This is a genomic window from Taklimakanibacter deserti (genome assembly GCA_003574785.1).
The window spans coordinates 71,503-96,827 of the sequence record QORU01000011.1; the positions used below are offsets into that span (position 1 = coordinate 71,503).

The following is a 25,325-nucleotide window of genomic DNA, read 5'->3' on the forward strand; positions in this document are numbered from 1 at the left end:
CACAATCGCACGCTTTTGAACAGAGCGGATATTTGCTAGGCGCTATGCATGATTGCCGATACCCCTCCGCCCTCTCCCGAATGGCTGAAGCAAGCCGTGCTCGGCAACTATGCCGAGCGGCCCCGCGCCGATGCCCTCGATCGCCTTCGCGTCTGGTCCTATACGGATGCGCAATCCTATGCGCCGGGCGACAAGGTGAGGCTCCATAGCTGCACCAATGCCCGAAGCTATGATCTTCTCGTCATGCGTGACGGCCTGGCGCAAGAGACGGTTCTGGAGCGCAGAGGATTGCCCGGCAAGCTCCATCCCATTCCGGAAGATTGCTCGATCGCGGGCTGCTTCTGGCCGGTGGCGCTCGAATTCGAGATCGGCGCCGATTGGCGCTCCGGCGCCTATATCATCCGCACGCAGTGCCGCCATGAAGGCAAGGTCGCCGACACGCATGATCATCTGCTGATCGTCCGCCCGGCATCTGATACTGACAAAACGGGCCGCCTTCTCCTGATCGCCGCGACCTCGACCTGGACCGCTTACAACGACTGGGGCGGATCGAACCACTATCAGGGCTTCACCGGTCCCAATAAGGACCTCTTCTCGGCCGTACTCAGCACTCATCGCCCTTTCGCCAAGGGCTTCGTCACTTTGCCTGAATGTGCGCCGCGGCCGACGCTTCTCGAGCCGCCGGCGATGATGGCGGAGCCCCGCTATCCGCATATGGAATGGGCCCATGCCCATGGCTACAGCAAGAAATATGCATCCGCCGGCTGGGCGAGCTATGAGCGGCATTTCCTGCGCTGGGCGGAAGCCTCAGGCTATGTGATCGACGTCATCGCGCAGACCGATCTGCATTTTCACCCCGAGATCCTCATCGCCTATCGCTGCCTAGTGATGGTCGGCCATGACGAATATTGGTCATGGGAGATGCGCGACGCCATCGATGCCTATGTCGATCAGGGCGGCCGCATCGCGCGTTTCGCCGGCAATTTCATGTGGCAGATCCGGCTCGAGCAGGAAGGCCGCACCCAGGTCTGCCACAAATATCTGGCGACCCGGAACGATCCCTTGATGACCACGGGGCCGCGTCATCTGGTGACCGAATCCTGGGAGGCGAAGGAGATCGGCCGGCCGGGCGCCACGACTTTCGGCCTCAACGCGACGCGCGGCCTCTATGCTGGCTGGTCCGGCTGTTCGCCGCGCGGCGCCAGGGGCTTTCCCGTCTATCGCCCGGAGCATTGGGCCTTCGAAGGCACCGGACTTTATTATGGCGATGTGCTGGGCGCGGGCTCGGTCATCTTCGGCTATGAGGTGGATGGGCTCGATTACGAGATCCGCGGCGGCCTGCCCCATGTCGCGGCAAGTGAGGTGGCGCCCGAAGGCCTGCAGATCCTGGCGCTCGGCCTCTCCTCGACCATCGAGGAAGGTCCGACGATCCTCCCTGGCAAGACCTTCCTCGGCTCAGAGGATGCCGAATATGTGGCGAGCGTGCTTGCAGGCAGCACGGATGCCGCGGCGGTCGAAGCGACCAAGCGCGGCTGCGGCATGATCGTCAATTTTCGCCGCGGCAAAGGCGAGGTCTTCCATGCCGGGACCTGCGAATGGGTGGCTGGCCTCCTGCGTCAGGACGAAATGGTCATGAAGGTGACCCGCAACGTGCTCGATCGCTTCTTGGGTTAGTGAGCAATCCTCTTTCCCGAATCCGGGTCGAAGAGATGCGCCGAACCCGGCAGGATGGACATGGCGACCGTCTCGCCCGGCGCGACGGGAAGGCGCTCGCGGAAGACGGCCGTGACCTCCTGCCCTCCCAGATCCAGGACGGCATGCGTCTCGGCACCGGTAGGCTCGATGACGAGGGCCTGTGCCGGCGTTCCGCGCGCATCCTTGGTGACGGCGAGATGCTCCGGCCGCACGCCCAGCATGACGGGCTTTCCGGCAAGCGCCTGCAGCGGCTCCGGCAGCCCGAGCCTTGCGCGTGTTGCCATCTCGAAGCCGGCACCGTCGGCGGAGATGCGGCCGGACAGCAGATTCATGGCCGGCGAGCCGATGAAGCCGGCGACGAAGGCATTTGCCGGACGATCATAGAGCTCCAGCGGCCGTCCGGCCTGTTCGATGATGCCGCCTTGCAGCACGACGACGCGGTCGGCCAGCGTCATGGCCTCCATCTGATCGTGCGTGACATAGACCGTCGTGACCTTCAGCGTCTGGTGCAGCTTCTTGATCTCGGCCCGCATCTGGACGCGGAGCTTGGCATCGAGATTGGACAGAGGTTCGTCGAACAGGAACACTTGCGGATTCCTGACCAAGGCGCGGCCCATCGCGACACGCTGGCGTTGGCCGCCGGAGAGTTGCCGCGGCAATCGCTGCAGCAGATCGGAAAGCCCGAGCATGTGGGCGGCACGTCCCACTTGCGCCGTGACGGTCTCGGCCGGCGTCTTCTTGAGACGGAGCGCGAAACTCAGATTTTCTGCCACCGTCATATGCGGATAGAGTGCATAGGACTGGAACACCATGGCCACGTCGCGGTCCTTGGGCTCGATGTCGTTGACGACCCGGTCGCCGATGCGGATCTCGCCGTCCGAGACGTCCTCGAGGCCGGCGATCATGCGCAGCAGCGTCGACTTTCCGCAGCCGGAAGGTCCCACCAGGGCGACGAACTCGCCTTCGCCGATATCGAGCGACAGCCCCTTGATGACCTCGACCTGCCCGAAGAGCTTGCGAACGTTCCTGATCGTGACCGATGCCATGGGTCCCTCGTCTCTGCTGCCGTATGAAGCGCGCGCTATCTGAAGCGCTGCACCTTCTCCATGAGGCGGGACACTTTGTCCGGCACCACGTCGCCCCACATGTCGTTGCTGTCCTTGAACCAGCTGCCGACGATGGCGCCATCGGCCGCGGTGAGCAGGCTTTCGGCCGTGTCGGGGGTGATGCCGCTGCCGACCAGGATCGGCCGCGTCGCCCCCTTGCGGATGCCTTCGATCTCCTCGACCTCGGCGGCATGGCCGGTGCGGTTGCCCGTCGCGATCAGCACATCGGCGCCGAAGAACTCGACATCGCGCGTCTGCTCGGAAAGATCGCGGTCGGCGACGATGGCGTGGCTGCCGTGTTTGACATGCACATCGGCGAAAACGAGGATGTCGTCGCCGCCGATGGCGCTGCGATAGCGTAAAGCGCGCGCTGCGGCGCCCTCGATGATGCCTTCATTGGCGACATAGGCATTGGCCCACTGATTGACGCGGACGAAATCGGCATTTGAGCTCCTGGCGCAGGCGAGCGAGGCGCGCGCGGCATTGGCGACGATGTTGAAGCCGAGCGGAACGCGCGTCGCCTTGCGGATGCGGTCGCCGACGACCGACATCGCGCCCACCGTCTCGTAGCCGATGTCCTCGGGCTTGAGGAAGGGAATGTCGCCGGCATTCTCGAGCAGCAATCCGTCGACTCCGCCGCCGACGAGGCGGAGCGCCTCCTCCACCGCGGCGTCATAGACCGCTTCGAGATCGACCGACTTGGCGCGCGGCGATCCGGGCAGCGGCTTGACATGCACCATGCCGATGATCGGCTTGTTCACGGAGAACAGCTTGCGCAAGGGATTGGCGGCTGCGGGTGGTTGATCGAGCATGGTTGTCGTCCTGATATGCGGGTTCATGGTTGATTATTGGGTCCGGTCGATGCCCCAGATGCGGGCGGCGTTGCGCCAGAAGACCTTTTCGAGATCGGCCTCGGAAAGACCGATTTCCCTGAGCTTCAATTGCTCGATCTTCGTGGATTGATAGGGCACGTCGGAGCCATATTGCAGCCGGTCGGCCGACACGTTCTTGATGAAGGTCATGATGTCGAAGGCGAAGGCCTGGGACATGTCGACGCTGATATTGGGATATTCCTGGCAGGCGAGGATGCACTCCCACAGGAAGGCATGCATGCCGATATGGGCAAGGACGAACTGCACCTTGGGATAGGCCTTGGCCGCCTGCGCCTGCAGGTAAGGCAGATCGCGCGGCGCGTCGCCGGAATGGAACAGGACGGTCAGGCCATGTTCCTCGGCCTTGTCGAGCAGCGGTCCCATCACCTTCATGTCGTTCGGCCGGTAGAAGTCGTAGCCGGCGACGAGTTTCAAGCCGCGGCAGTTCCATTCCCCGACATAGCGGTCGATGAGCGCTGCCGTATGCTCCGCCCCGAAAGTGGGATCGATGCGGGCGACACCGACGATGCGGTCGGGATATTTCCGCGCCGCCTCGCCGACCAGCCCATTGGCCTTGTCATAGTCGGCATCCCAGGGCGGGCTCATCCGCCGGTCATGCGGGAAGAGCACGCCATGCGACGCATTCTGCTCGTCGAGAAGCCGGATGACGCTGTCGGGCTCACCGTTCACCAGATAGGGCACGCATGTATGCGCGGCCACATTGGCATCGGTGCCGTAATGCATATGGGCGTCGATGACCTTCATGGGATCAGATTCTCCTTGAAGTAGTTGCGGTAGCGCAGGGCCACCCTGTCCATGTCGGGAAGATTGGTCTGGCAGCCCCAGGCTTCGACCACAAAGCTCGCCACGGTCGCGGCGAACTTACCGGTCTGCTCGATCGGCCAGCCGCGGATGAGACCGCACATGACCGAAGCCGCGAAACTGTCGCCTGCCCCTGTCGAGTCGACGAAACTCTCGGTCCGCACGGCGGGCAAGCGGGTCTCTCCTTCGCACCGATGCCAGCGGCTGCCATCGCTGCCTTCCGTTATAACGACCAGACGCGGCCCGAGATCCAAGAGATCGCCGGCGGCGTCGAGCGCGAGGCGCTTGACGAGATCGGCGGCCTCGCCGCGGCTCAGGATCAGGATGTCGGCAGCGGCGAGGAAGCGTGAAGCGGATTGTCCCGCGCTCGCCACCATGCCGTTGATAGCCGTCAGCCGGCCGGCGCGGCGCGCGGCTTCGATGGCGCCGAGCGTATAGGGGCCGAACATCTCGCTCACCACCAGCGCCCTGGCTTGGACGATGGCGGCTTCGGGTATCCGCCAGTCGTCCTGCTTCTCGGCGACACCGAGATGCGACACGCAGAAGCTGCGGTTCTCGGCATCGAAGAAGTTGAAGCTGTGGCCCGATCTGGCGCCGGGCCGGATCTCGACGCCCGAGAGGTCGACTCCGAGAGCCTGCAGATGGGCCCCGTAACCCGAGGTCTCGAAATCATCTCCCACCACCATGCCGAGGCCGGTGCGGAGGCCGAGACGCGCCGCCACGGCGGCGATATTGGCGCTGCAATCGCCGAAATGCAGGCGCTCCATCTCCTCGATCGGCATGTCGAGCGGCACCGTCTCGCCTTCGGCGGGCAGGCGCTTCATCCGCAGCAGGTGATCGAAGATCGACCACGATCCGATGGAAAAAAGCTCGAGCCCGCTCATTTGACCGCTCCGAGTGTCAGGCCGCTGGTGATCTGGCGCTGGAACAGGAGCGAAGCGATCATGCCCGGCACGGCCGAGACCATGGCCGCCGCCGCCATCAGCCCCCATTTGATCTGGTCGAAGGTCATGGCCTGCAGGATGCCCATGGTGATCGGGCGCGTCTCGCCGCCCGCCAGCACCAGGCCGAAGATCAGGTTGTTCCAGCTGAAGATGAAGGCGATGATCATGGCGCTGGCGAGGCCCGGCCGCGCGATCGGCACGATGATGCTGAGCAGGATGGTGAGCGGGCCGGCCCCGTCGATGCGTGCCGCCTCCTCGATCTCGAGCGGAATGTCGCGGATGAAGCTCATGAGGATCAGGATGATCAGCGGCAAGGTGATCAGCTGGTGCACGAGGATCATGCCCAGGAAGCTGTCATAGAGGCCGGTCATCGTATAGAAGGCATAGAGCGGCAGGATGATCGCCAGCTCCGGCGCGAAGCGGAAGGAGAGGATGGTGAAGCGTGCGCGATTGGCGCGGCGCGGCTCGCCGCGGGCCAAGGCATAGGCGGCCGGCAGGCCGAGGATGACCGACAGAAGGACGGCGCCTGAGGAAATGATCACCGAATTGCGCAGGAAGCGCAGGAGGTCCGGCATCACGCCGCCGGCCTGATCGGCTGCCGTCCCGAACAGCACCTCGACATAGTTGGAGAGCGTCGGAGCGAAGGTGAAGCGCGGCGCATAGGCGATGATGTCGCCGAATTCCTTGAGCGACATGGTGAAGATCCAGTAGATCGGAAACAGCACGAAGCCGCCGAGGAGCGCATAGCCCAAGATGAGCAGGATCCCATTGAGGAGATGGCGCGGCGTGCTTCTAGCGGCCATGGAACCTCACTTCCTCCTTTCGCCAGAGCGACAGCAGGATCGTGCTGAACACATAGGACAAGACCCACAGGATGAAGACGATGGCCATGGCCCGCCCCAGGCTCGACCAGCGATAGGCCTCTTCATAGGCCATGACATGCAAGGTCCTGGTCGCATTGAGGGGGCCGCCTCGCGTCGTGGCATAGATGATCTCGAGCGACTTTAGCGCATCCGGTATGCGGAACAGGGCAACCAGCACGATATAGGGCTTGAGCGCCTGCAGCTTGATATGGCGGACCGTCTGCCAGGCATTGGCACCGTCGATGCGCGCCGCTTCCAGCACCTCGCCCGAGATCGACTGCAGCCCGGCCAAGAGGATGATGGCCGCCAGCGGCATGAAAAGCCAGGTGTCGATCAGAATGATCGAGAGGAGCGCGGTCGCTGGATCGCTGAGCCAGGCGAAGGGCGGCAGCCCGATCTGCGCCAGAAGCCAGTTGAGGATGCCGCTTTGCGGCTGCATCATCGTCTTCCACATGAGGCCGGCGACGACGGGCGGTATGAGGAGCGGCAGCGCAATGGTGCTGCGGAAGAACCATTGCACCTTGCTCGGCACGTCGAGCAGGAGCGCCACGGCAAGGCCGAGCGGTATCTGGATCAGGGTCGCGAGGCCGGCATAGATCAGCGTGTTGGCGAGCGCCACCCAGAATGTCGAATTCTGCGCAAGCTTCAGGTAGTTGGCGAAGCCGATGAAGCGGGTCGCACCGGCATAGAGCTTCTCATTGGTGAGGCTCGTATAGACGCCGTCGAGGAACGGGACGACGGTCACGAACAGCAGGCAGAGGGCCGGGGCGAGCATGGCGATGTAAACCGCCCGCCCGCCCGCAAGGGCCCCTCGTCCGTTCGCACTGCGCTGCATCACGTCAGACCGTTGCATCCGTCGGTTGGCGCCTGTCCTATTCGGACAGCATCTGCTCGACGTCTGCCTGCGCGGCGCAGAGATTTTCCCGCACATTGCCATTGTCGAAATAGGACTGCTGGATGGCGCCGGCCCAGCGGTCGAGCATGCGGGTCAGCTCCGGATGCGGCGGGAAGCGCACTGCCGCGACTTCGCTCTCTTCCTCGGTCACCTTGCGATACTGGCCCGGCACTTCGCCCCAGCTCTCGACCTTTTTCGCAAGCTCGGCATCCGCCCAAGCCGAGTGGCGGACGGGATTCATGTTGCCGGCAAGATGCATCTTCACCATGACGTCCTTGGAAGTGACCCATTCGAGGAACAGCCAGGCCGCATCCTTGTGGCTGGAAGCCGAATTCATCGACATCGACCACACCCAGGCGGCGGCCGCGCGCTTGCCGTCGGGCCCGAGCGGCGTCAGCGCATAGCCGACATCATCGGCGATCTTCGATTGCTTCGGATCCTCATAGACGGAAGCGAAGAGATTGGCCTCGTTGAGCGACATCACATATTGCCCGGAGGCGAAGCCCTGCATGGCCTGGTCCCAGGTGAAGGCCCCTGCCCCCTCGGGCGATGCGGTGCGGATCAGCTTGACGAAATCCTCGGTCGCCTTGACGCTGGCATCGGAACAGATCTGCAGCTTGCCCGAGGCATCGACCATCTCGACGCCATAGGACTGCAGCATCGTGCCGAAGGTGAGATAGGGCAGATCCCAATATTTATCGAAACGCGTGATCAGCCCATGGATCGGTCCATCGGGACCTTCGCTCTTGAGCTTCGGCGCCATCGCCAGCAAATCGGCATAGGTCTTGGGCACTTCGAGGCCAAGCTTCTTCATGAGGTTCGGCCGGTAGGCGAGCTGATAGCTTTCGGCATTGATCGGCACCGCCCAGAGCTTGCCTTCGCCCAGGCCCTTCATCGGCTCGAGCGTCCAGCGGCCGGAAGCGAGGATGCCGGGGATGAAATCCTTCACATCATATTCCGCCGCATCGGTGAGCTTGTCATTGGCGATGTAGTCGTCGAGCGGCTCGAGCCAGCCGGCCGAGGCATATTGCCAGTTGTTCAAGGGCGAGGTCATGAAGACATCATAGGCGCCGGTCTTGGACGACAGGTCCGCCAGCAGCTTTTCGAAGCCCGGCTGCTCGGCCAGCTCCTCGAAGGTGACCTTGATGCCGGTCTTGGCCGTGAATTCCGCCAGCATCGGCTTCAGCGCATCGACGAAGGGATGCGAAATCAGAAGGAGGTTGAGGGTGGCCCCCTCGGCCTGCTTCCAGTTTGTCTCGGCTGAGCCTGGCGTCGGCAATGCCGTGAGACCCGCCACGGAACACATGAGACCGAATGCCAATGCCCGCACTGAACGCTCCATAGTCCCTCTCCGCCACAAGTCGAACATGTCTGTTTCCTCCAGGCCGTTTTCCGGCGCGTTGTCGATATCCGGTGAAAGAGATTGCACTTTTGTGCACAATCTGCACATTTAGCGTAACAAGGCCCAGATTGACGGTCAACACAAAAGTGCACACAGTGCAGGAAAGTGACGCCATGGACCAAAGCATCGATCAGGAACGGCAACTCCTCGTCCGTCTGGCCTGGCTTTATTATGTGGGCGGCCACAGCCAGGAGGAGATTTCCGAGCAGACCGGGCTGTCGCGCTTCAAGATCCTGAGGCTCCTCTCCAAGGCGCGCGACGCCAAGATCGTGAAGATCTCGATCGACCATCAGTCGGTCGAGACGCACAGGCTCGCCGACGCCCTCTGCCGCCGCTTCGGCCTGGTCGAATGCATCGTCTCGCCGCCCATGGGCGCCACCGCGGATCCCCAGGCGGACGAGGCCCGTGCGCGCCACGCCGTCGGCATATGCTCAGCCGCCTTTCTGGCGCGCCGGCTGCAGGGCGCCACATCGCCCATCATCGGACTGGCCTGGGGCCGGACCATCGCGGCGATGGTCGATGAGATGCCGAAGATCAACCGCCCCGACGCGCGTTTCGTGTCGCTCATGGGCTCGCTCAGCCGCACCGCGCGCACCAACCCGTTCGAGGTGGTGCAGAAGCTCGCCGAGACCTGCGGTGGCGAGGCCTATATTCTGCCCGCCCCCTTCATCACCGACAGCGAGGAGGACTATCAGATCATCATGGCGCAGAGCCTGGTGCGCCAGACCCTCGCTCTGGCGCAGAAGGCCGACTTCTATATTGCGAGCTTCGGCGACTGCTCGATGAACTCCTTCATCCATCAGCACGGCCTGCTGCGCTCCGAAGAAATCGAGGACGTCCTCGCATCGGGCGCGGTCGCCGACATGCTGGGGAAATTCTTCAACCGCGACGGCAAGCCCGTTCCCAGCAAGCTGAACTACCGCACGCCCGGTATTTCGATCGACGACATGGCGAGACATGAGATCGTCCTCCTGGCCGCGGGCCTCGCCAAGGCCGAGGCGGCGGAAGCCCTTCTGCGCTCGGGCCTGATCAATCGGCTGATTGTCGACGGCGATCTCGCCACGCGGTTGATCAGCGAGTGACGGTCCATCCCGTCCCGTGCGGGCATTGAAAGACTCAAGCTGACCGGGCAACTATGGGCATTGCCCATGACCAACACCGCAAAACCCGCAAAATCCCAGCCTCAGGCGATCGCGGCCGACCTGATCGCCGTCCTCGTCGCGGTCATTGCCGGCGAGCCACATATCCTCACCATCCGCGATGCCCGCGCTTTGCCCTCCGGTCCCTTCGTGACCGGCCACCGCTCGCTGCAATCGGGTTTGCGCGCCTGGGTCGAGGCGCAGACCGGCCATCCGATCGGCTATATGGAGCAGCTCTATACTTTCGCCGACCGTGACCGGACGGAGGAAGGACGGCGCGCCATCTCCATCAGCTATCTGGGACTGACGCGCGCCGACAGCAGCGGCTTCACGCATGATGTGGCATGGCGCAACTGGTACGGCTATTTTCCCTGGGAGGATCACCGCAACGGCGAGCCCGAGATCTTCACGGCCCTGCTCATGCCGCGCTTGCGCAAATGGGCGCAAGCCGCAGACAGTCGCCCGGCCCGCGAAGAGCGCTGGCAGCGCGCCGCCATCACCTTCGGCTTCGACGACGAAGCGTGGAACGAAGAGCTGGTCCTGCAGCGCTATGAGCTTCTCTATGAAGCGGGGCTGGTGCCCGAGGCTGTGTCTGACGCGAACGCGGCGGTGCCGGGCCTCGCGATGCAGGCCGACCATCGCCGCATCCTCGCCACCGGCATTGCCCGCTTGCGCGCCAAGATCAAATACCGCCCGGTCGTCTTCGAGCTGATGCCCGAGGCCTTCAGCCTCCTGCAGCTGCAGAAGAGCGTCGAGGCGCTCGCCGGGCGCCTCCTCCACAAGCAGAATTTCCGCCGGCTGATCGAGCAGCAGGAACTGGTCGAGGAAACCGGCAAGACGAGCTTCGAGACCGGCGGCAGGCCCGCCAAGCTCTTCCGCTTCCGCCAGGCAGTGCTCGCCGAGCGGGCGGCGGCGGGGACCAAGCTGCCTCTGCTCCGGCCTTGACATCCACTTATACTCAGTTTAAGTATATCTCATAAATGCTCAACCTGAGTATAATATCATGACCCTCATCGAAAGCGTTGCGCGCACCCAATCCCTTCATGCCAAGGTCGCCCATGTCATCCCGGACGTCGAATGGCCGGTCTTCGCCGAAGATGCCGATGCCATCCTCGCCCTCAAGCGCGAGCGCGATGCCGTCATCCTGGCGCATAATTACCAGACGCCGGAAATCTATCACTGCGTCGCCGACCTGGTCGGCGACAGCCTGGCGCTCGCCCGCATGGCGATGACGACGGACGCCAAGGTGATCGTGCTCGCCGGCGTCCATTTCATGGCCGAGACGGCGAAGCTCCTCAATCCGGAGAAGACGGTCCTCATTCCCGATCTCAAGGCCGGCTGCTCGCTCGCCGAATCCATCACGGCTGAGGATGTGCGCCGCCTCCGCCGGCAATATCCCGGCGTCCCGATCGTCACCTATGTCAACACCTCGGCGGCGGTGAAGGCCGAATCCGACATCTGCTGCACCTCCGGCAATGCCCGCAAGGTGGTTGAATCGCTCGGCGTCCCGCGCGTGATCATGCTGCCGGACGAATATCTCGCCCGCAACATCGCCGCCGAGACGGATGTCGAGATCATCACCTGGAACGGCCATTGCGAGGTGCATGAGCGCTTCACGCCGCATGAGGTGCGCGAACTGCGCGAGGCCTATCCCGGCATCACCGTGCTGGCGCATCCCGAATGCCCGCCCGAGGTCGTGGCGGCGGCCGACTTCTCGGGCTCGACGGCGGTGATGGCGGATTATGTCAGCCGGCGGCAGCCGAAGCGCGTGGCGATGCTGACCGAATGCTCGATGAGCGACAATGTCGCCGTGCAGAATCCGCAAGTGGACTTCATCCGCCCCTGCAATCTTTGCCCGCATATGAAGCGCATCACGCTCAAGAACATCAGGCGGGCGCTCGAGGAAAACCGGCACCAGGTGACGATCGACCCCGAGGTCGCCGCGGGCGCGCGCCGCGCCGTCGAACGGATGCTGGCAATATGACCGCGGATCTCATTCACCTCGACGGGCGTCCCGTCATCATCGGCGGCGGCCTCGCCGGGCTGATGACGGCGCTCTCGCTGGCACCCGAGCCCGTCATCCTGATCACCAAGGCTCCTCTGGGAGAGCAGGCATCGAGCAGCTGGGCGCAAGGCGGCCTTGCGGCCGCTTTGGGTAATGACGATGATCCCGCTCTTCATCTCGCCGACACGCTCGCTGCGGGCGACGGCCTGTGCGATGAGGCCGCGGCCCGCGCCATTGTCGAGGCCGCGCCGGAGGCCATCGCCGCGCTGGACCGGAGAGGTGTACGCTTCGATCGCTCGGGCGATGGCCGCTTTGAGCTCGGCCGCGAGGCCGCCCACAGCCGGCGCCGCATCATCCATGCCGAGGGCGACGGCACCGGCCGCGAGCTGATGCGGGCGCTGATCGCGGCGGTGCGCCGCTCGCCCTCCATCACCATCATCGAAGGCCTGGAAGCGCGCCGCTTGCTCGTCGAGGACGGCGCCATTGCCGGCGTCCTGGCCCAGTCCAATGCGGGCATTGCGCATTTCAGCACCGGTCGCGTCGTGCTCGCCACGGGCGGTCTCGGCGGATTGTTCTTCGAGACCACGAACCCCATGGGCAATTTCGGCCAGGGGCTGGCCTTGGCGGCACGCGCCGGTGCCGCGCTTGCCGATCTCGAATTCATCCAGTTCCATCCGACGGCGCTCGACGGGCCGTCGCGGCCGATGCAGCTCATCAGCGAAGCGGTGCGTGGCGAAGGGGCCACGCTGGTGGATGAGACCGGGCACCGCTTTATGAGCGATGTGCCGGGAGCGGAGCTCGCTCCGCGCGATGTCGTCGCCCGCGCCATCTGGCGGCACCTCGCCGACGGCCACAAGGTCTTCCTCGATGCGCGCCACAGCCTTGGCCCGCGTTTCGCGGCACGCTTTCCGTCGATCACGGCCTTCTGCCAGGCCTCCGGCCTCGATCCGGCGGCCGAGCCTTTGCCGGTCAAGCCGGCAGTGCATTATCACATGGGCGGCATTGCCGTGGATGCCGCGGGACGAAGCTCCGTGCCGGGTCTCTGGGCCTTGGGCGAGGTCGCGTCCACGGGCTTGCATGGCGCCAACCGTCTTGCCAGCAACTCACTCACCGAAGCCGTCGTTTGTGCGAAGCAGGTCGCGGAAAGCCTCTCGGGATCACCGCGGACAAAAATACGGCGAGCGAAGATCGCAGACCTCCCACCCCTGCCCGATGCATCGGCGGTGCGGCCGATCGTGTCGCAAAGCCTCGGGCTCATGCGTGACGGACCGGCGCTTCGTCAGGCCATCACCGAATTGTTGCCGCTCGCTCATAGTAACTCGGCGGCAGCCGATCCGGCTCTGGTCGGCCTGATGATCGCCGTCGCGGCGCTCAGGCGCGAGGAAAGCCGCGGCGGCCATTACCGCACCGATTTTCCGCTCCCCGCCGCCACGGCCCGGCGCGCCACAGTGCGGCTCGACGAAGCCTTCGCCCAGGCGCGGGAGCTCACCGAAACGCCACGACCTGTCAGGAAAGCCCAATCATGATCCCGGCCCTGCCACACATCATCTTCGAGGATCTGGTGCGCCGGACTCTCCTCGAGGATCTGGGCCGCGCCGGCGACATCACCAGCGATGCCATCATACCGGAAGGCCGGCAGACGATGATGGCCTTCATCGCCCGTGAGCCCGGCATCGTCGCCGGCCTCGACGTGGCGGCGCTCGCCTTTCGCCTGGTCGATCCCGCGATCGTCATGGACAGGGAATGCGCCGACGCTAGCGAAGTATCGGCCGGCGAGACCCTGGCCCGCATCCGGGGCAGCGCCCGCGCTCTGTTGACCGCCGAACGCACCGCGCTGAACTTCCTGTGCCATATGAGCGGCATCGCCAGCGCCACGGCGATGCTCTGCAAGGCGGTGAAAGGCCACAAGGCGCGCATCGTCTGCACGCGCAAGACGACGCCGGGCCTGCGCGCGCTCGAGAAATATGCGGTGCGCGCCGGCGGCGGCGCCAATCACCGTTTCGGCCTCGACGATGCGATATTGATCAAGGATAACCACATCGCCATTGCCGGCGGCATTCGCCCGGCCGTCGAACGTGCGAGGGCGCATGCCGGTCATCTGGTCAAGATCGAAGTGGAAGTCGACACGCTGGCCCAGCTCGAGGAGCTTCTTCCCCTGGGCGCCGATGCGGTGCTGCTCGACAATATGCCGGTCGAGACTTTGCGTCAGGCGGTGACCATGATCGATGGCCGCCTGATCAGCGAAGCCTCGGGCGGTATCACCGCCGCGACGGCCGCCGCTGTCGCCGCGACAGGTGTCGACCTGATCTCCTGCGGCTGGCTCACCCACAGCACGCGCGCTCTCGATATCGGTCTCGATTGCACGTGACGGATCGGCCGCTTCCTATTCGTCAGGCTCCAGGCAGTGGAGGTCCCATGTCGAGGCAGGGTTGCTCGCCTGCAACTCGCTGAGGGCCGCCTGGCATTGCTCGCCGGTTTGAAAGGGTGTCGGCATCATCGCGAGGCCCCCTTGCGGCTCGAAAGCCACCAGATACCAGAGAAGAGCGGCGGTGACAGGCATTGCAGATATCCTCGCTAGCGTTGAAAGGTGGAGACGCCTCCGGGGTTGGTCGAAAGTTGGAGGCGCCTCCATGTGGGCGCCGAAGGGGATCAGCGCTGCACGCTTGTGATGCAGAGTGGAGACAGGGTGCACACATGCGTCGTGGCACGATTCTATCGGAAGAGGTTTTCCGGAATTTTTCCAGAACGTAACAGGATGTTTCCAATCGGGCGGAATTTTGGAAACAGAACCCGCGAGCGAGAGTCAGCTCGTTTGTGCGGCCTCATTCAGCCATGCCGCCTCACGCGCTATGCCGAACCGATCCGCTGCGTGACGGATTCCCGCGATGGTTTCCGCATTGAGCGGGATTCCTTCGCTCGCATAGCGGCGCTCGAACTCGGCCTCGAGCAGGCCCGGCGGATAGAGGCGCTCGACCCCGGCGCGACGCCGGCTCGATTGGATCTGCCGGCTGATCCCGTCGGCGCGCTCTTTGACGCGATCGAGCGGCTGGAAGGCGGCGACATCGATCGCCATGAACACATGCCCGTCCTTGCCGGCCTTGGGTCCCTCGATCATGTTGCCGAGCTCGCTGCCATAGGCGGCACCGGAAAGCAGCGTCGACAGCATGCCCATGACGATGCCGAGCCCGACGCCCTTGTGACCGCCGATCGGCTGGATGAGGCCCGCCATCGCCTGGGCCGCGTCGATCGTCGGCCTTCCTTCCGCATCGTATGCCCAGCCCTCCGGGATCGGATGGCCTTTCTGGTGATAGACCCGGATCTTGCCATGCGCCGTCGCGCCGAAGGCGATGTCGAGGATGGTCGCGGGCTCATCTCCGCCCGGTATGGCGACGGCCAGCGGATTGATGCCGACGATCTTGTCGATCCCGCCCCAGGGCGCCATGGTCGGCAAGGCATTGGTCGCGGCGATCCCGATCATGCCGTGCGAGAGCGCCATCGCCGCCCAATGATCCATGGCGCCGCAATGATTGCTGTTGCCGACCGCGGCGATGGCGACATGCGTCGCGCGCGCCGTTTCGATCGCTGCCGACATCGCGAAATGCGCCGCGATCTGTCCCATGGCGTTCTTCGCATCGATGACGAGGGCAGCGCCGTTGCGCGAGGCGATCGCCGGGCGCCCGCGCGGATCGACGCCGCCCTTGGTGAGCTTGGCGACATAGTCGGGCACGCGCAGCGTGCCATGCGAGTGGATGCCGCGCTGGTCGGCGGCCACAAGGGCCCCGGCGAGAAGGGCGGCATCGGCCTCATCCATCTTGCAGGCCTGGAAGATGGCGGCGACGACGCCTGCGAGCTCGCCCGGCATGACGCGCGTCTCGGTCTCGCTGCCCGGATATTCAGCCATCGGGCCGTTGATCCTTGACCTGCCAATAGAGCTTGGCGACCTGGTCGAGATGGTCCTGCATCGCCGCCTCCGCCGCGACGGGATCGTGGGCGGCGATGGCCTTGAATATCCGCTCATGCGCCGCATAAGCGAGCTCGGGCGACATCGGCGCCTTGCCGGAAATCTCGCGCTGCTCGGTCAGCCATTCGACGACGGCATTGTAGAGCGCGGTGAAGATCGTGTTCCGCGGGATGACGGCGATGGCATAGTGAAAGGCGACGTCGGTGCGCACGAAGCCGACCGGATCGCCGATGGCGCGGAAATTGGCGTCGAGCGTATCCTTGAGCCGATGCAGATCTTCCTCGCTGGCGCATTGCGCCGCGGCGCGCGCCAGCCCGATCTCGAACAGCGCGCGCGCTTCCTGGAAGCGCTGCACGCCGCCCGGCTGCGCGAGCAGCAGGCGCGCGGCGCCCGACAATTCATTGACCAGCACTTGCGCCGTCGGTTCCGTCACCCGCGCCCGCTCGCCGCTCTTGACCGAGGTCAGGCCCATCTTCTGCAGCGACAGCATTGCTTCGCGCACCGTCGAGCGGCCGACGCCCAGCTCCTCCATGATCTCCTTCTCGGAGGGAAGCTGGTCGCCGGGCGCGTAGCGGCCGGTGTGGATCATCTCCTCGATCCGTTGCGCCACTTCTTCATAGAGCTTGCGGCGGCGGATCGGGCTCCGGGCGGGAGCGGGGAAAAGTGGGGCGTCGCTCAATCTTGACCTATCTGACTGTCTGACAGTAAGATACCTTCCTCAAGACAATCGTCAATAGGCGCGAGCGCAAACCGCGCCAGTGGAGAAACGGGAGGAAGATCATGAAGATAGTGCGTTGGATTTTGCCCGCCGCCTTCGCGATTGGCACCGCGCTCGCGGCATTGCCGGCCGCGGCCGACGAATTCATGGACAAGGTCAAGGCCGAGGTTCAGGTCTTTGCCGGACCGCAATCGGATTGGCGCGGACCTACCGCTTCGCCCAAGCTCGCTACCGCCAAGAAGGTCGCCTATCTCTCCAGCAACCAGCAGAACGACGCGTCCCGCGAATGGGGCACGCATATCGCCAATATCGGCAAGAAGATCGGCTGGGAGGTCGTCATCATCGACGGCCGCGGCAGCCCGGTCGGCTGGCAGGAAGGCGTCAACCAGGCCATCGCGCTCAAAGTGGACGGCATCGTGATGGATGCGGATGCGGCAAGCCTGCAGCCCCAGATCAAGGATGCGATATCCAAAGGGATCGTCGTTGTCGGCATCCACGCTTCGGGCTTTCCGGGACCGCAGCCCGAGCTCGGCCTCTTCGTCAATATCCAGCAGGATCCGCGCGACATCGGCCGCGCCCAGGCCGACTGGATCATTATGCATTCGGGCGGCAAGGCGAGGGCCGTGGTGACGAGCCATTGCGAATATGCGATCGCCTGCGCCAAGGCGCATGCCACCGAAGAGCGGATCAAGGAATGCAAGGGCTGCGAGGTGCTCGAATTCTCCAACTCGCCGATCGCCGAAGTGGCGCAGCGCCAGCCGGCGCTGGTAACGGCCTGGGTGCAGAAATACGGCACGCCGCTCTACATCACATCGGTCGCCGACTACACCGCCGATTTCCAGATCCCCGCCTTGCGGGCTGGCGGCGTCGATCCCAAGGACGTCATCCTCGTCTCCGCCGACGGCAACAAGTCGGCCTATGAGCGCATCCGCGCCGGTGGCCAGTATCAGCTCGTCACCGCATCCGAGCCCTACGGCATGCAGGCCTATCAGGCGATCGACGAATTGAACCGCGCTTTCAACAAGGAGCCGCCGAGCGGCTTCGTCCAGACGCCCTATCTCGTCACGCCCGAGAACATCAATGCCGAAGGCGGCGACAAGAACACCTTCATTCCCAGCAACGATTACGAGAAGCATTATCTCGACCTGTGGGGCGTGAAGGGCTGAGCGGTTATATGCCCTCTCCGACCCTCCCCCTCTCCCGTTGCGAAGCAATGGGAGAGGGTGCCCGAAGGGCGGGTGAGGGCTTTTTGTCTGCAAAACAAATGCTCTTGAAAAACCTCACTCGCTTCACGAAAGAGCCCTCATCCGGCCTTCGGCCACCTTCTCCCACGCGTACCGCGCGGGAGAAGGGAAAATTACTGAGGCGCTGAGGCCTCGATGTGATCATGACGGAATCTCCTCCGCTGCTTGCGATCGCCCGCCTTACCAAGCGCTTCACCGGCACGCTGGCGCTCGATGAGGTCGATCTCGAGGTCCGCGCCGGTGAGGTTCATGCACTGCTCGGCGAGAACGGCGCCGGCAAGTCGACCCTGATCAAGGTCCTTGCCGGCGTGCATCGCGCCGATAACGGCGAGATCCGCCTCGACGGCCGGCCTGTCGATCCTGAGGCCGAGAAGCTGCCCATCACCTTCATCCATCAGGATCTGGGCCTCGTCGACACGATGACCGTCGCCGAGAATGTCGCCTTGATCGCGGGCTATCCGCGCCGCAACGGGCTCATCTCCTGGGCCGCGGCGCGGACCGTCGCGGTGAATGCGCTGGAGCGCATGGGCGGCGGCGTCGATCCCGATGCGCGGGTCGGCGATCTCCCCGCCGCCGACAAGTCGATCGTCGCCATCGCGCGCGCCATGGCGGTCAGATGCGATCTTCTCGTCCTCGACGAGCCCACCGCCGCCTTGCCGGAAGCCGACGTCACCCGCCTTCTCGATGTCCTCAAGCGCCTGCGCGCCAATGGCGTCGGCATCGTCTATGTCACGCATCGGCTCGATGAGGTCTTCCGCATTGCCGACCGGGTCACGGTCCTGCGCGATGGGCGTCGCGTGCGCTCATGCGCCATCGCCGATACCACACCGTCGGCTCTCGTCCATGATATCGTCGGCCGCTCGCTGGCCGAGCTCTTCATCAAGCCGTCGGCCAAGACATCCGCCAAGGTCTTGGACGTGGACGGTCTCATCGCCGATGGCGTGGGCCCTGTCTCCTTCTCGATCGCGCAAGGCGAGATTTTAAGCCTTGTAGGCCTGCGCGGCGCCGGGCACCGCGCCATCGGACGGGCGATCTTCGGCGATAGCGCGATAACCGCGGGCACGCTGTCGCTCGCGGGCGAGAAGCTGAAACCTGCCTCGCCCGAGGAGGCCATCCGCCGGCAGATCGGCTTCGTGTCGAGCAAGCGCCGCGAGGAGAGCCTGGCGCCGAGCATGACGGTGAGGGAGAACCTGTTCGTCAATCCGGTGACCAACGGCATGCGATTGCTGCAGCCGATCCGGCCGGCCCATGAGCAGGAGCGCTGCCTCAACTCCCTCATCCGCTTCTCGGTGCGCCCGCGCGATCCCGAACGGATCATTGCGACGCTGTCGGGCGGCAACCAGCAGAAGGTCATCGTCGCGCGCTGGATGGAAGCGGGTTGCCGCCTCCTGGTGCTCGAGGAACCGACCTTCGGCGTCGATGTTGGCTCCAAGGCCGAGATCTATCAGCTTCTGGAAGAGGCGCTCGATCAGGGGCTTGCCGTGCTCCTGATCTCGTCCGATTTCGAGGAGGTCGCCGGCATCTGCCATCGCGCCCTTATTTTCGACCGCGGCCGGGTGACGGCCGAATTGCCGCGCAGCGAGCTCTCGCTGGCGCGGCTCACGGCATTGGCATCGGGCGCCGAAGAAGGCAAGATCAGAGCGAGACTGGCATGAGCGTCATGATCACCGGCAGAGCAGATTTCCGTAGCACCGCCACCCGGTTCTTCGCCGTGTGGAATCTCGCCATCCTCCTGGTGATCCTGATCGGCGTCTTCTCGCTCCTCAAGGGCGACACCTTCCTCACCGCCTTCACCTTCCAGTCGATGGTGAACAGCCGCTCGATCAACGCCATGGTGGCGCTGGCGGTGATGATCCCGCTCGCTTCCAACAATTATGATCTGTCTGTCGCCTCGATCCTCGGCATCGCGCAAGTGCTGGCCAACGGGCTCATCACCCAGCAAGGCCTTCCCTGGCAGGCGGCGGCGGTCCTGTGCATAGCGCTGGGCAGCGTCGTCGGGCTGATCAACGGCATCCTCGTCACCCGCGCCAAGATCAATTCCTTCATCGCGACGCTCGGCACCGGCACGCTGCTGCTCGGGCTCAATCAATGGTATACGGGCGGCATGCAGGTGGTGGGCCTGCTCCCTGCCGATTTCGTCGCCTTGTCCGGCAAGCTCGCCGGCATTCCGCTTCCCGTCATCTATGTGCTGATCATCGCGCTCGTGCTGTGGGTGGTTTTCGACTACCTGCCGCTCGGGCGCTATCTCTACATCATCGGCGACAGCCCGCGCGCCGCCGAGCTCACCGGCATCTCGGCCACGACCTATGTGACCCTGGCCTTCATCGCGTCGGGCACATTGGCGGCCTTTGCCGGCGTCATCCTCCAGGCCCAGCTCCAGGTCGGCCAGAGCACCGTCGGCCAGGAGCTGATGCTGCCCGCTTTCACCGGCGCCTTGCTCGGCGCCACCGCCATCCGCCCGGGACGTCCCAATGTATGGGGAACGGTGCTGGCGGTCGCGGTCCTCGCTGTCGCCGTGGCGGGCCTCACCCAGCTCGGCGCCCCCTTCTTTGTCGAGAACCTCTTCAACGGCGCCATGCTCGTCCTTGCCGTCGGCCTCGCCGGCTATACCTATCGCCGCCGCGAGCAGCGCAATGTCGCAACAGCAGGCAAGCCCTAGGATGAACAACGCCTATTCTCTGTCCGGCCGGCGCATCCTGATCACCGGCGCTGCCGAAGGCATCGGCGCCGCGACGGCGTTGATTTGTGCATCGCTGGGCGCCGAGATCGTGCTTGTCGACATCAAGGACAGCTCATCTCTTGCCGAAACGATCCGCGGCACCGGCGGCAAGGCGGAGAGCTTCACGGCCGATGCAAGCTCGCGCGGCGATATCGAGCGGATCGCCGCCCAAACCGGCGCCGTCGACGCCCTTGTGCTCAATGCCGCGCTCTGTCCCTGGGACGAGGACTGGCTGGCGCCCGGATGGGACGAGAGCTTTGAGCGCGTCATGGCGGTCAATGTGCTCGGGCCCTTGCATGCGGTGCGCGCCTTCCTGCCGGGCATGATCGCGCGCCGCTCGGGGCGCATCGTCTTCATCGGCTCGCTCGCCGGCCGCATGGGCGGCCTCATCGCTGGGCCGCATTATGTCGCCTCGAAGGGCGGCGTGCATGCCTTGGTGAAATGGCTGGCGCGCCAGGTCGCGCCACAGGGCATCCTGGTCAATGGCGTGGCGCCCGCCTCGGTTGCAACGCCCATGATGCGCGACCGGCCGGTCGATCTCGAGCGCATTCCGCTCGGCCGGAAAGCCGAAGCGCATGAGATCGCCTGGCCGATTGCCTTCCTGTGCTCCGATGCGGCAAGCTATGTCTGCGGCACGGTGCTCGATGTGAATGGCGGCGTCTATATGTAGGGGAGGAAAAAGCCGGTGCCTGATTTTCCGATCGTCGACAGCCATGTGCATCTGTGCGACCCGAGTCGCTTCGGCTATGACTGGACGAAGAACGCGCCGTCGCTGAAACGAACGGTGCTGCCTGCCGACTTCACCAAGGCCGCGGGCAAGGTCGAGGTCGACCGCTTCGTCTTCGTCGAGGTCGATGTCAATTTCCCGCAGCATCTCGAAGAAGCCGAATGGGTCCAGGGTCTGGCCCTGACCGACAAGCGGCTGGCCGGCATGGTGGCGGCGCTCCCACTCGAGCGCGGCAAGGCGATCGAGGCCGAGCTCGACCAGCTCCGCCGGAACAAGGTGCTGCGCGCGGTGCGCCGGCTGATCCAGACCCACGCCGACCCTGATTTCTGCATCCGGCCCGACTTCATCGCCGGCCTCAAGCTCCTGGCGCGGCATGATCTCGCTTTCGACATCTGCATCCTGCACCACCAGATGCCCAATGTGATCAAGATGGTGCGCCAGTGCCCTGAGGTGCGCTTCGTGCTCGACCACATCGGCAAGCCCGGGATCAAGGCCGGAATCTTCGATCCCTGGCGCCAGCATCTCAAGGAGCTGGCCGGCCTGCCGAATGTCCATTGCAAGATCTCGGGCGTTTCGACCGAGGCCGACCACAAGAACTGGACGCGCGAGCAGCTCAAGCCCTATATCGCCTATACGATCGACACTTTCGGCTTCGACCGCGTGATGTATGGCGGCGACTGGCATGTCCTCGAGCTCGCCGGCACCTATCCCGAATGGGTCGACATCGTCGACTGGGTCGTCGAAGGTGCAAGCGACGAAGAGAAGCGCAAGCTCTTCCACGACAACGCCATAGACTTCTACCGCCTCGACAGTGCTGAATGACACCGGACTGGCAGCGCCGCGCCTACAGCATCGATGCGATGCGCCTTTTGGCGCGCCGGGCCTTGCCGCGGCCGGTCTTCGATTTCGCCGATGGCGGTGCTGAGGACGAGCATACGCTCCGGCGTAACGAGGCCGCGTTTCAGGAAGTCGAGTTGCTGCCGCGTCCGCTTTCGGGCTCGGCCGCGCGCGACCTGTCGCTCACTCTGTTCGGCAAGCGCCTCAGCCTGCCGGTCGTCATCGGGCCGACAGGTCTTGCCGGCCTCTTCTGGCCGGACGGCGAACGCTGCGTTGCGCGCGCGGCTGAGACCGCGGGCACCGCCTATTGCCTGAGCCATGGCTCGGTCGCGACGCTCGAGGACGTTGCCGCCGCGGGTAATGCGCCCAAATGGATGCAGGTCTTCATCTACAAGGATCGCGGCTTCACCCGCGAACTGGCCGAGCGCGCGGCGAAATCGGGCTATGACGCCCTCGTCCTCACCGTCGACAACCAGCTGCTCGGCAATCGCGAGCGCGACATCCGCAACGGCTTTGCCATACCGCCGCGCTTCGGTCTTTCAGGTCTCGCCGGCATGGCGCTCAAGGCCGAATGGCTGTGGCGCATGCGCCGCGAGATCAAGCGCGTCACCTTCGGCAATTATGTCAGGCCGGGCGAAGCGGCCGATATCAAGACGCTCGCCGGCCGCATGGCCTCGCTTCTCGATCCCTCCATGTCATGGACGGACGTGGACGAGCTGCGCAAGACATGGACCGGCCCTCTCATCCTCAAAGGCATCCTTCATCCCGATGAGGCGGCGGCTTCGGTCGAACGAGGCATCGACGGGCTGATCGTGTCGAACCATGGCGGCCGCCAGCTCGACGGCGCGCCCGCGACCATCGATGCCTTGCCGGCCATCGTCGATGCGGTGGATGAGCGTATTCCGGTCCTCATCGATGGCGGCGTCAGGCGTGGCGGCGACGTCGTCAAGGCTCTGGCGCTCGGCGCCAAGGCCTGTCTCGTCGGCCGGCCGCAACTCTGGGGCCTCGCCGTTGCCGGCGAAGCCGGCGTCGTGCACATGCTCGACATCTATCGCCGCGAGATCGACCGCGTGATGGGCCTCTGCGGCATCTCGGCGGTCGCCGACATCAACCAGGACATCGTATTCAAGCCATGATCAAGGATCCTCCGCTTCTCACCATAAGACGCAATTTCCCGCGGCCCAGCCCCGCGGAGCTTGCGGCCTTCGCCCAGGTCATGACCGGCCATGTCGTCGATGCGATGGAAGGGCGTGGCGCGCTCGATCATTGCATCAAGCCCCTGGCGCCCGTGTCACAGGTCCTGGTCGGCACGGCCATCACCTGCCATTGCGGTCCGGCGGACAATCTCGCCCTCTTCGCCGCACTTGCCGCCGCACAGCCGGGCGACATTCTGGTGGCCGCGACCGACGGCTTCACCGGCACTTCCATAACCGGCGATCTGCTCATGGGCATGGCACGCAACCGCGGTCTCTCAGGTCTCGTAACCGACGGCCTGGCGCGCGACCTCACCGGTATTCTGGGCGTCGGCCTGCCGGTCTATTGCGCAGGCCTTACGCCCAACTCACCGGCCCGCAATGGCCCGGGAACGGTCGGCCTGCCGGTCGTCTTGGGCGGTGTCGCGATTGCATCGGGCGATATCGTCGTGGCCGACAATGACGGCCCCGTCATCATCCCCCGCCAGCAAGCGAGCGCCGTCATCGCCCGGCTGCCGCAAATACGCGCGGCGGAATCGGCTCTCGAGGCCAAGGTGAAAGCCGGCCTCGAAATTCCCGACTTCATCCAATCGGTCTTGACGTCCGATCGGATTGTGGAGATCGGCTAACCGGGAAGCTCGCCGAAATATTCACGCATCTCCACGATCTGCCCTGCCGCGCCGGCGCGCATGAAGATCGCATGCAGTCCGGTATAAGGCTGGCCTTCGATCACTCCGTTGCCCCGGTCGCAAATGACTGCCCAGTCGGCGTCGAACAGCCGCAAGCTGACCGCGCTCTCGGTAATGCGATTGCCCGCTTGCGCATGCGCTCTGCACCAGGCCGTGATCGAAGCCTTGCCTTCGGTGCCCGTGCGACGCCCACGTTGCGGCCCGACCGGGAACTGGAAGGTGAAGTCGTCCGCGCAACGCGCCAGGAAGGGAGACCAGTCGCCGGATCGCCATCCGTCGAAGAACGCATCAATGGCCGCCTCGAGGGCTGGCCGGAAATCGGGTGCAGCCCACGCGTCAGTTGGTTTGCCCACGAGAGCAGCTGTCGTCGAAAGCAGAAGAAGAGCATTGCGTCGGGAGAAATCGTGCGGCATGCGTCTATCGCTCCAGGATGGGTTGGTCGGACAGACGCCTCCTTATCCTTCCCAGCTCTGACGCTTCGTGCCAGAAATGCCCAGCGCCATACTTTGATACAAGAACACTAAGTCGTGATCTCAAGCCCGCACCAGTTTGCGGGCGGTGCGCTCACGCTCGCGCTCCAACTGCTCGCCCCAGTCGGCGAGCGGACCCAGCGCCTTGTTGAGCGAGCTGCCGCGCGGCGTCACCGAATATTCGACGCGCGGCGGCACTTCGCGGAAGATCTTGCGGCGGACCAGGCCGTCGCCCTCCATCTCGCGCAATTGCTGGATGAGCATCTTCTCGCTGATGCCCGACACCAGCCGCTTCAATTCGCCGAAGCGCCGCGGCTTCTCGCTCACCTCCCACAGGATGAGCGCCTTCCACTTGCCGCCGATGACCTCGAAAGCGGGACCGAGCCCGCAGCTATAAGGCTGCTCTTTCATCTGCAGAACCCCAATTCTTACTGAAAGGTATGTATTGCACTTTATAGTAGGTACTTGATGAAAGACAAGCGCGACTTATTTTGCCTCTCATGATGTCTTTGCGAGAGAGGAAGTGGCGATGAAGGATGGACCTGATGAAGCGGCCGCACGGACAACGATCCTCACTGTCAACGGCGCCGTGCATGAGCTCGCTCTCGACAGCCGCGTGACCCTGCTCGATGCGTTGCGTGAGCATCTGGGCCTCACCGGCAGCAAGAAAGGCTGCGATCGCGGCGAATGCGGCGCCTGCACGGTGCATGTCGATGGCCGGCGTGCGCTCTCCTGCCTGATCCTGGCACACGCCGCGACGGCCAAGGAGATCACGACCATCGAAGGCCTGGCCGAGGGTGAGGTCCTTCACCCCGTGCAGGCCGCCTTTATCGGGCATGATGCCTTCCAATGCGGCTTCTGCACATCGGGCCAGATCATGTCCGCGGTGGCGCTGATCCGCGAGGGCCATGCCGGCTCCGATGATGAGATTCGCGAATTCATGAGCGGCAATCTCTGCCGCTGCTCGGCCTATCCGCAGATCGTGACGGCGGTGCGCGCGGCCGCGAGCCAGGAAGGAAACTGA

26 protein-coding genes are annotated in these 25,325 nt (G+C 64.5%); 14 read left to right on the top strand and 12 right to left on the bottom strand.

Features of this window, described 5'->3' with window-relative positions; all coding sequences use genetic code 11:
* Positions 1-48: 48 nt before the first annotated feature.
* On the top strand, positions 49-1,674 hold the full coding sequence (locus DS839_RS22690; protein WP_119272772.1) for a N,N-dimethylformamidase beta subunit family domain-containing protein: 1,626 nt from the start codon (positions 49-51) through the stop codon (positions 1,672-1,674).
* Here DS839_RS22690 and DS839_RS22695 read toward each other — a convergent pair.
* Genes DS839_RS22695 through DS839_RS22725 form a run of 7 tightly spaced genes read right to left on the bottom strand, consistent with a single transcriptional unit; the run spans position 1,671 to position 8,539 of the window.
* Positions 1,671-2,741 carry an ABC transporter ATP-binding protein gene (locus DS839_RS22695; protein WP_119272773.1) on the bottom strand — a complete coding sequence of 357 codons (1,071 nt, stop codon included), beginning with the start codon at positions 2,739-2,741 and terminating at the stop codon, positions 1,671-1,673. The two genes, DS839_RS22690 and DS839_RS22695, sit on opposite strands and share 4 nt — an antisense overlap.
* A 35-nt stretch (positions 2,742-2,776) precedes the next feature.
* Positions 2,777-3,613, bottom strand: coding sequence for a BtpA/SgcQ family protein (locus tag DS839_RS22700; RefSeq protein WP_119272774.1), 837 nt, complete (start codon positions 3,611-3,613; stop codon positions 2,777-2,779).
* 33 nt (positions 3,614-3,646) lie between these two features.
* On the bottom strand, positions 3,647-4,438 hold the full coding sequence (locus DS839_RS22705; protein WP_119272775.1) for an amidohydrolase family protein: 792 nt from the start codon (positions 4,436-4,438) through the stop codon (positions 3,647-3,649).
* Entirely contained in the window at positions 4,435-5,379 is a 945-nt protein-coding gene (locus DS839_RS22710) for a carbohydrate kinase family protein (protein ID WP_162918735.1), read from the bottom strand. The genes DS839_RS22705 and DS839_RS22710 overlap by 4 nt, the downstream gene beginning before the upstream one ends.
* Positions 5,376-6,242, bottom strand: coding sequence for a carbohydrate ABC transporter permease (locus DS839_RS22715; RefSeq protein WP_119272777.1), 867 nt, complete (start codon positions 6,240-6,242; stop codon positions 5,376-5,378). The genes DS839_RS22710 and DS839_RS22715 overlap by 4 nt, the downstream gene beginning before the upstream one ends.
* Positions 6,232-7,155, bottom strand: coding sequence for a carbohydrate ABC transporter permease (locus DS839_RS22720; RefSeq protein WP_162918736.1), 924 nt, complete (start codon positions 7,153-7,155; stop codon positions 6,232-6,234). The genes DS839_RS22715 and DS839_RS22720 overlap by 11 nt, the downstream gene beginning before the upstream one ends.
* 19 nt (positions 7,156-7,174) lie before the next feature.
* Positions 7,175-8,539 carry an ABC transporter substrate-binding protein gene (locus DS839_RS22725; protein ID WP_162918737.1) on the bottom strand — a complete coding sequence of 455 codons (1,365 nt, stop codon included), beginning with the start codon at positions 8,537-8,539 and terminating at the stop codon, positions 7,175-7,177.
* A gap of 173 nt (positions 8,540-8,712) precedes the next feature.
* Here DS839_RS22725 and DS839_RS22730 point away from each other — a divergent pair, with 173 nt between their 5' ends.
* The 5 genes from DS839_RS22730 (at position 8,713) to nadC (ending at position 14,111) form a co-directional block, all read left to right on the top strand.
* Complete coding sequence (locus tag DS839_RS22730) at positions 8,713-9,681, top strand: sugar-binding transcriptional regulator (protein ID WP_119272780.1); 969 nt, start codon at positions 8,713-8,715, stop codon at positions 9,679-9,681.
* 66 nt (positions 9,682-9,747) lie between these two features.
* Positions 9,748-10,683 carry an NUDIX hydrolase gene (locus DS839_RS22735; RefSeq protein WP_119272781.1) on the top strand — a complete coding sequence of 312 codons (936 nt, stop codon included), beginning with the start codon at positions 9,748-9,750 and terminating at the stop codon, positions 10,681-10,683.
* Between the two features lie 58 nt (positions 10,684-10,741).
* Positions 10,742-11,722, top strand: coding sequence for a quinolinate synthase NadA (gene nadA / locus DS839_RS22740; protein WP_119272782.1), 981 nt, complete (start codon positions 10,742-10,744; stop codon positions 11,720-11,722).
* Complete coding sequence (locus DS839_RS22745) at positions 11,719-13,269, top strand: L-aspartate oxidase (protein ID WP_119272783.1); 1,551 nt, start codon at positions 11,719-11,721, stop codon at positions 13,267-13,269. The genes nadA and DS839_RS22745 overlap by 4 nt, the downstream gene beginning before the upstream one ends.
* Complete coding sequence (nadC, locus tag DS839_RS22750) at positions 13,263-14,111, top strand: carboxylating nicotinate-nucleotide diphosphorylase (RefSeq protein ID WP_368911871.1); 849 nt, start codon at positions 13,263-13,265, stop codon at positions 14,109-14,111. The genes DS839_RS22745 and nadC overlap by 7 nt, the downstream gene beginning before the upstream one ends.
* Positions 14,112-14,126: 15 nt before the next feature.
* Here nadC and DS839_RS36620 read toward each other — a convergent pair whose 3' ends face one another.
* The 3 genes from DS839_RS36620 to nanR form a co-directional block, all read right to left on the bottom strand.
* Complete coding sequence (locus tag DS839_RS36620) at positions 14,127-14,303, bottom strand: hypothetical protein (protein WP_162918738.1); 177 nt, start codon at positions 14,301-14,303, stop codon at positions 14,127-14,129.
* Positions 14,304-14,546: 243 nt separating this feature from the next.
* A complete protein-coding gene (locus tag DS839_RS22755; RefSeq protein ID WP_162918739.1) occupies positions 14,547-15,644 on the bottom strand; it encodes an Ldh family oxidoreductase in 1,098 nt (365 codons plus the stop codon).
* Positions 15,637-16,383, bottom strand: a complete 747-nt coding sequence (gene nanR / locus DS839_RS22760; RefSeq protein ID WP_119272786.1) for a transcriptional regulator NanR — start codon at positions 16,381-16,383, stop codon at positions 15,637-15,639. Before nanR ends, DS839_RS22755 begins: the two co-directional genes overlap by 8 nt.
* A 101-nt stretch (positions 16,384-16,484) precedes the next feature.
* Here nanR and DS839_RS22765 point away from each other — a divergent pair, with 101 nt between their 5' ends.
* From DS839_RS22765 to DS839_RS22795, 7 genes are all read left to right on the top strand, one after another.
* Positions 16,485-17,588, top strand: coding sequence for a substrate-binding domain-containing protein (locus DS839_RS22765; RefSeq protein ID WP_119272787.1), 1,104 nt, complete (start codon positions 16,485-16,487; stop codon positions 17,586-17,588).
* Between the two features lie 221 nt (positions 17,589-17,809).
* Positions 17,810-19,321, top strand: coding sequence for a sugar ABC transporter ATP-binding protein (locus DS839_RS22770; protein WP_119272967.1), 1,512 nt, complete (start codon positions 17,810-17,812; stop codon positions 19,319-19,321).
* Positions 19,318-20,325 carry an ABC transporter permease gene (locus DS839_RS22775; RefSeq protein ID WP_119272788.1) on the top strand — a complete coding sequence of 336 codons (1,008 nt, stop codon included), beginning with the start codon at positions 19,318-19,320 and terminating at the stop codon, positions 20,323-20,325. The genes DS839_RS22770 and DS839_RS22775 overlap by 4 nt, the downstream gene beginning before the upstream one ends.
* Position 20,326: 1 nt before the next feature.
* On the top strand, positions 20,327-21,055 hold the full coding sequence (locus DS839_RS22780) for an SDR family NAD(P)-dependent oxidoreductase (RefSeq protein ID WP_119272789.1): 729 nt from the start codon (positions 20,327-20,329) through the stop codon (positions 21,053-21,055).
* 15 nt (positions 21,056-21,070) lie between these two features.
* Complete coding sequence (locus DS839_RS22785; protein WP_119272790.1) at positions 21,071-21,934, top strand: amidohydrolase family protein; 864 nt, start codon at positions 21,071-21,073, stop codon at positions 21,932-21,934.
* Complete coding sequence (locus DS839_RS22790) at positions 21,931-23,085, top strand: alpha-hydroxy acid oxidase (protein ID WP_119272791.1); 1,155 nt, start codon at positions 21,931-21,933, stop codon at positions 23,083-23,085. The genes DS839_RS22785 and DS839_RS22790 overlap by 4 nt, the downstream gene beginning before the upstream one ends.
* Positions 23,082-23,771 (top strand): RraA family protein, encoded by a 690-nt coding sequence (locus DS839_RS22795; protein ID WP_119272792.1) that lies wholly within the window; start codon positions 23,082-23,084, stop codon positions 23,769-23,771. The genes DS839_RS22790 and DS839_RS22795 overlap by 4 nt, the downstream gene beginning before the upstream one ends.
* On the opposite strand, the gene DS839_RS22800 is transcribed toward DS839_RS22795, so the two are convergent.
* Positions 23,768-24,244, bottom strand: a complete 477-nt coding sequence (locus DS839_RS22800; protein WP_119272793.1) for a nuclear transport factor 2 family protein — start codon at positions 24,242-24,244, stop codon at positions 23,768-23,770. The genes DS839_RS22795 and DS839_RS22800 overlap by 4 nt on opposite strands.
* Before the next feature lie 120 nt (positions 24,245-24,364).
* Positions 24,365-24,712 carry a winged helix-turn-helix transcriptional regulator gene (locus tag DS839_RS22805; RefSeq protein WP_119272794.1) on the bottom strand — a complete coding sequence of 116 codons (348 nt, stop codon included), beginning with the start codon at positions 24,710-24,712 and terminating at the stop codon, positions 24,365-24,367.
* A gap of 118 nt (positions 24,713-24,830) precedes the next feature.
* Here DS839_RS22805 and DS839_RS22810 point away from each other — a divergent pair, with 118 nt between their 5' ends.
* Positions 24,831-25,325: a (2Fe-2S)-binding protein gene (locus tag DS839_RS22810; protein ID WP_119272795.1), complete on the top strand. Its 495-nt coding sequence runs from the start codon at positions 24,831-24,833 to the stop codon at positions 25,323-25,325.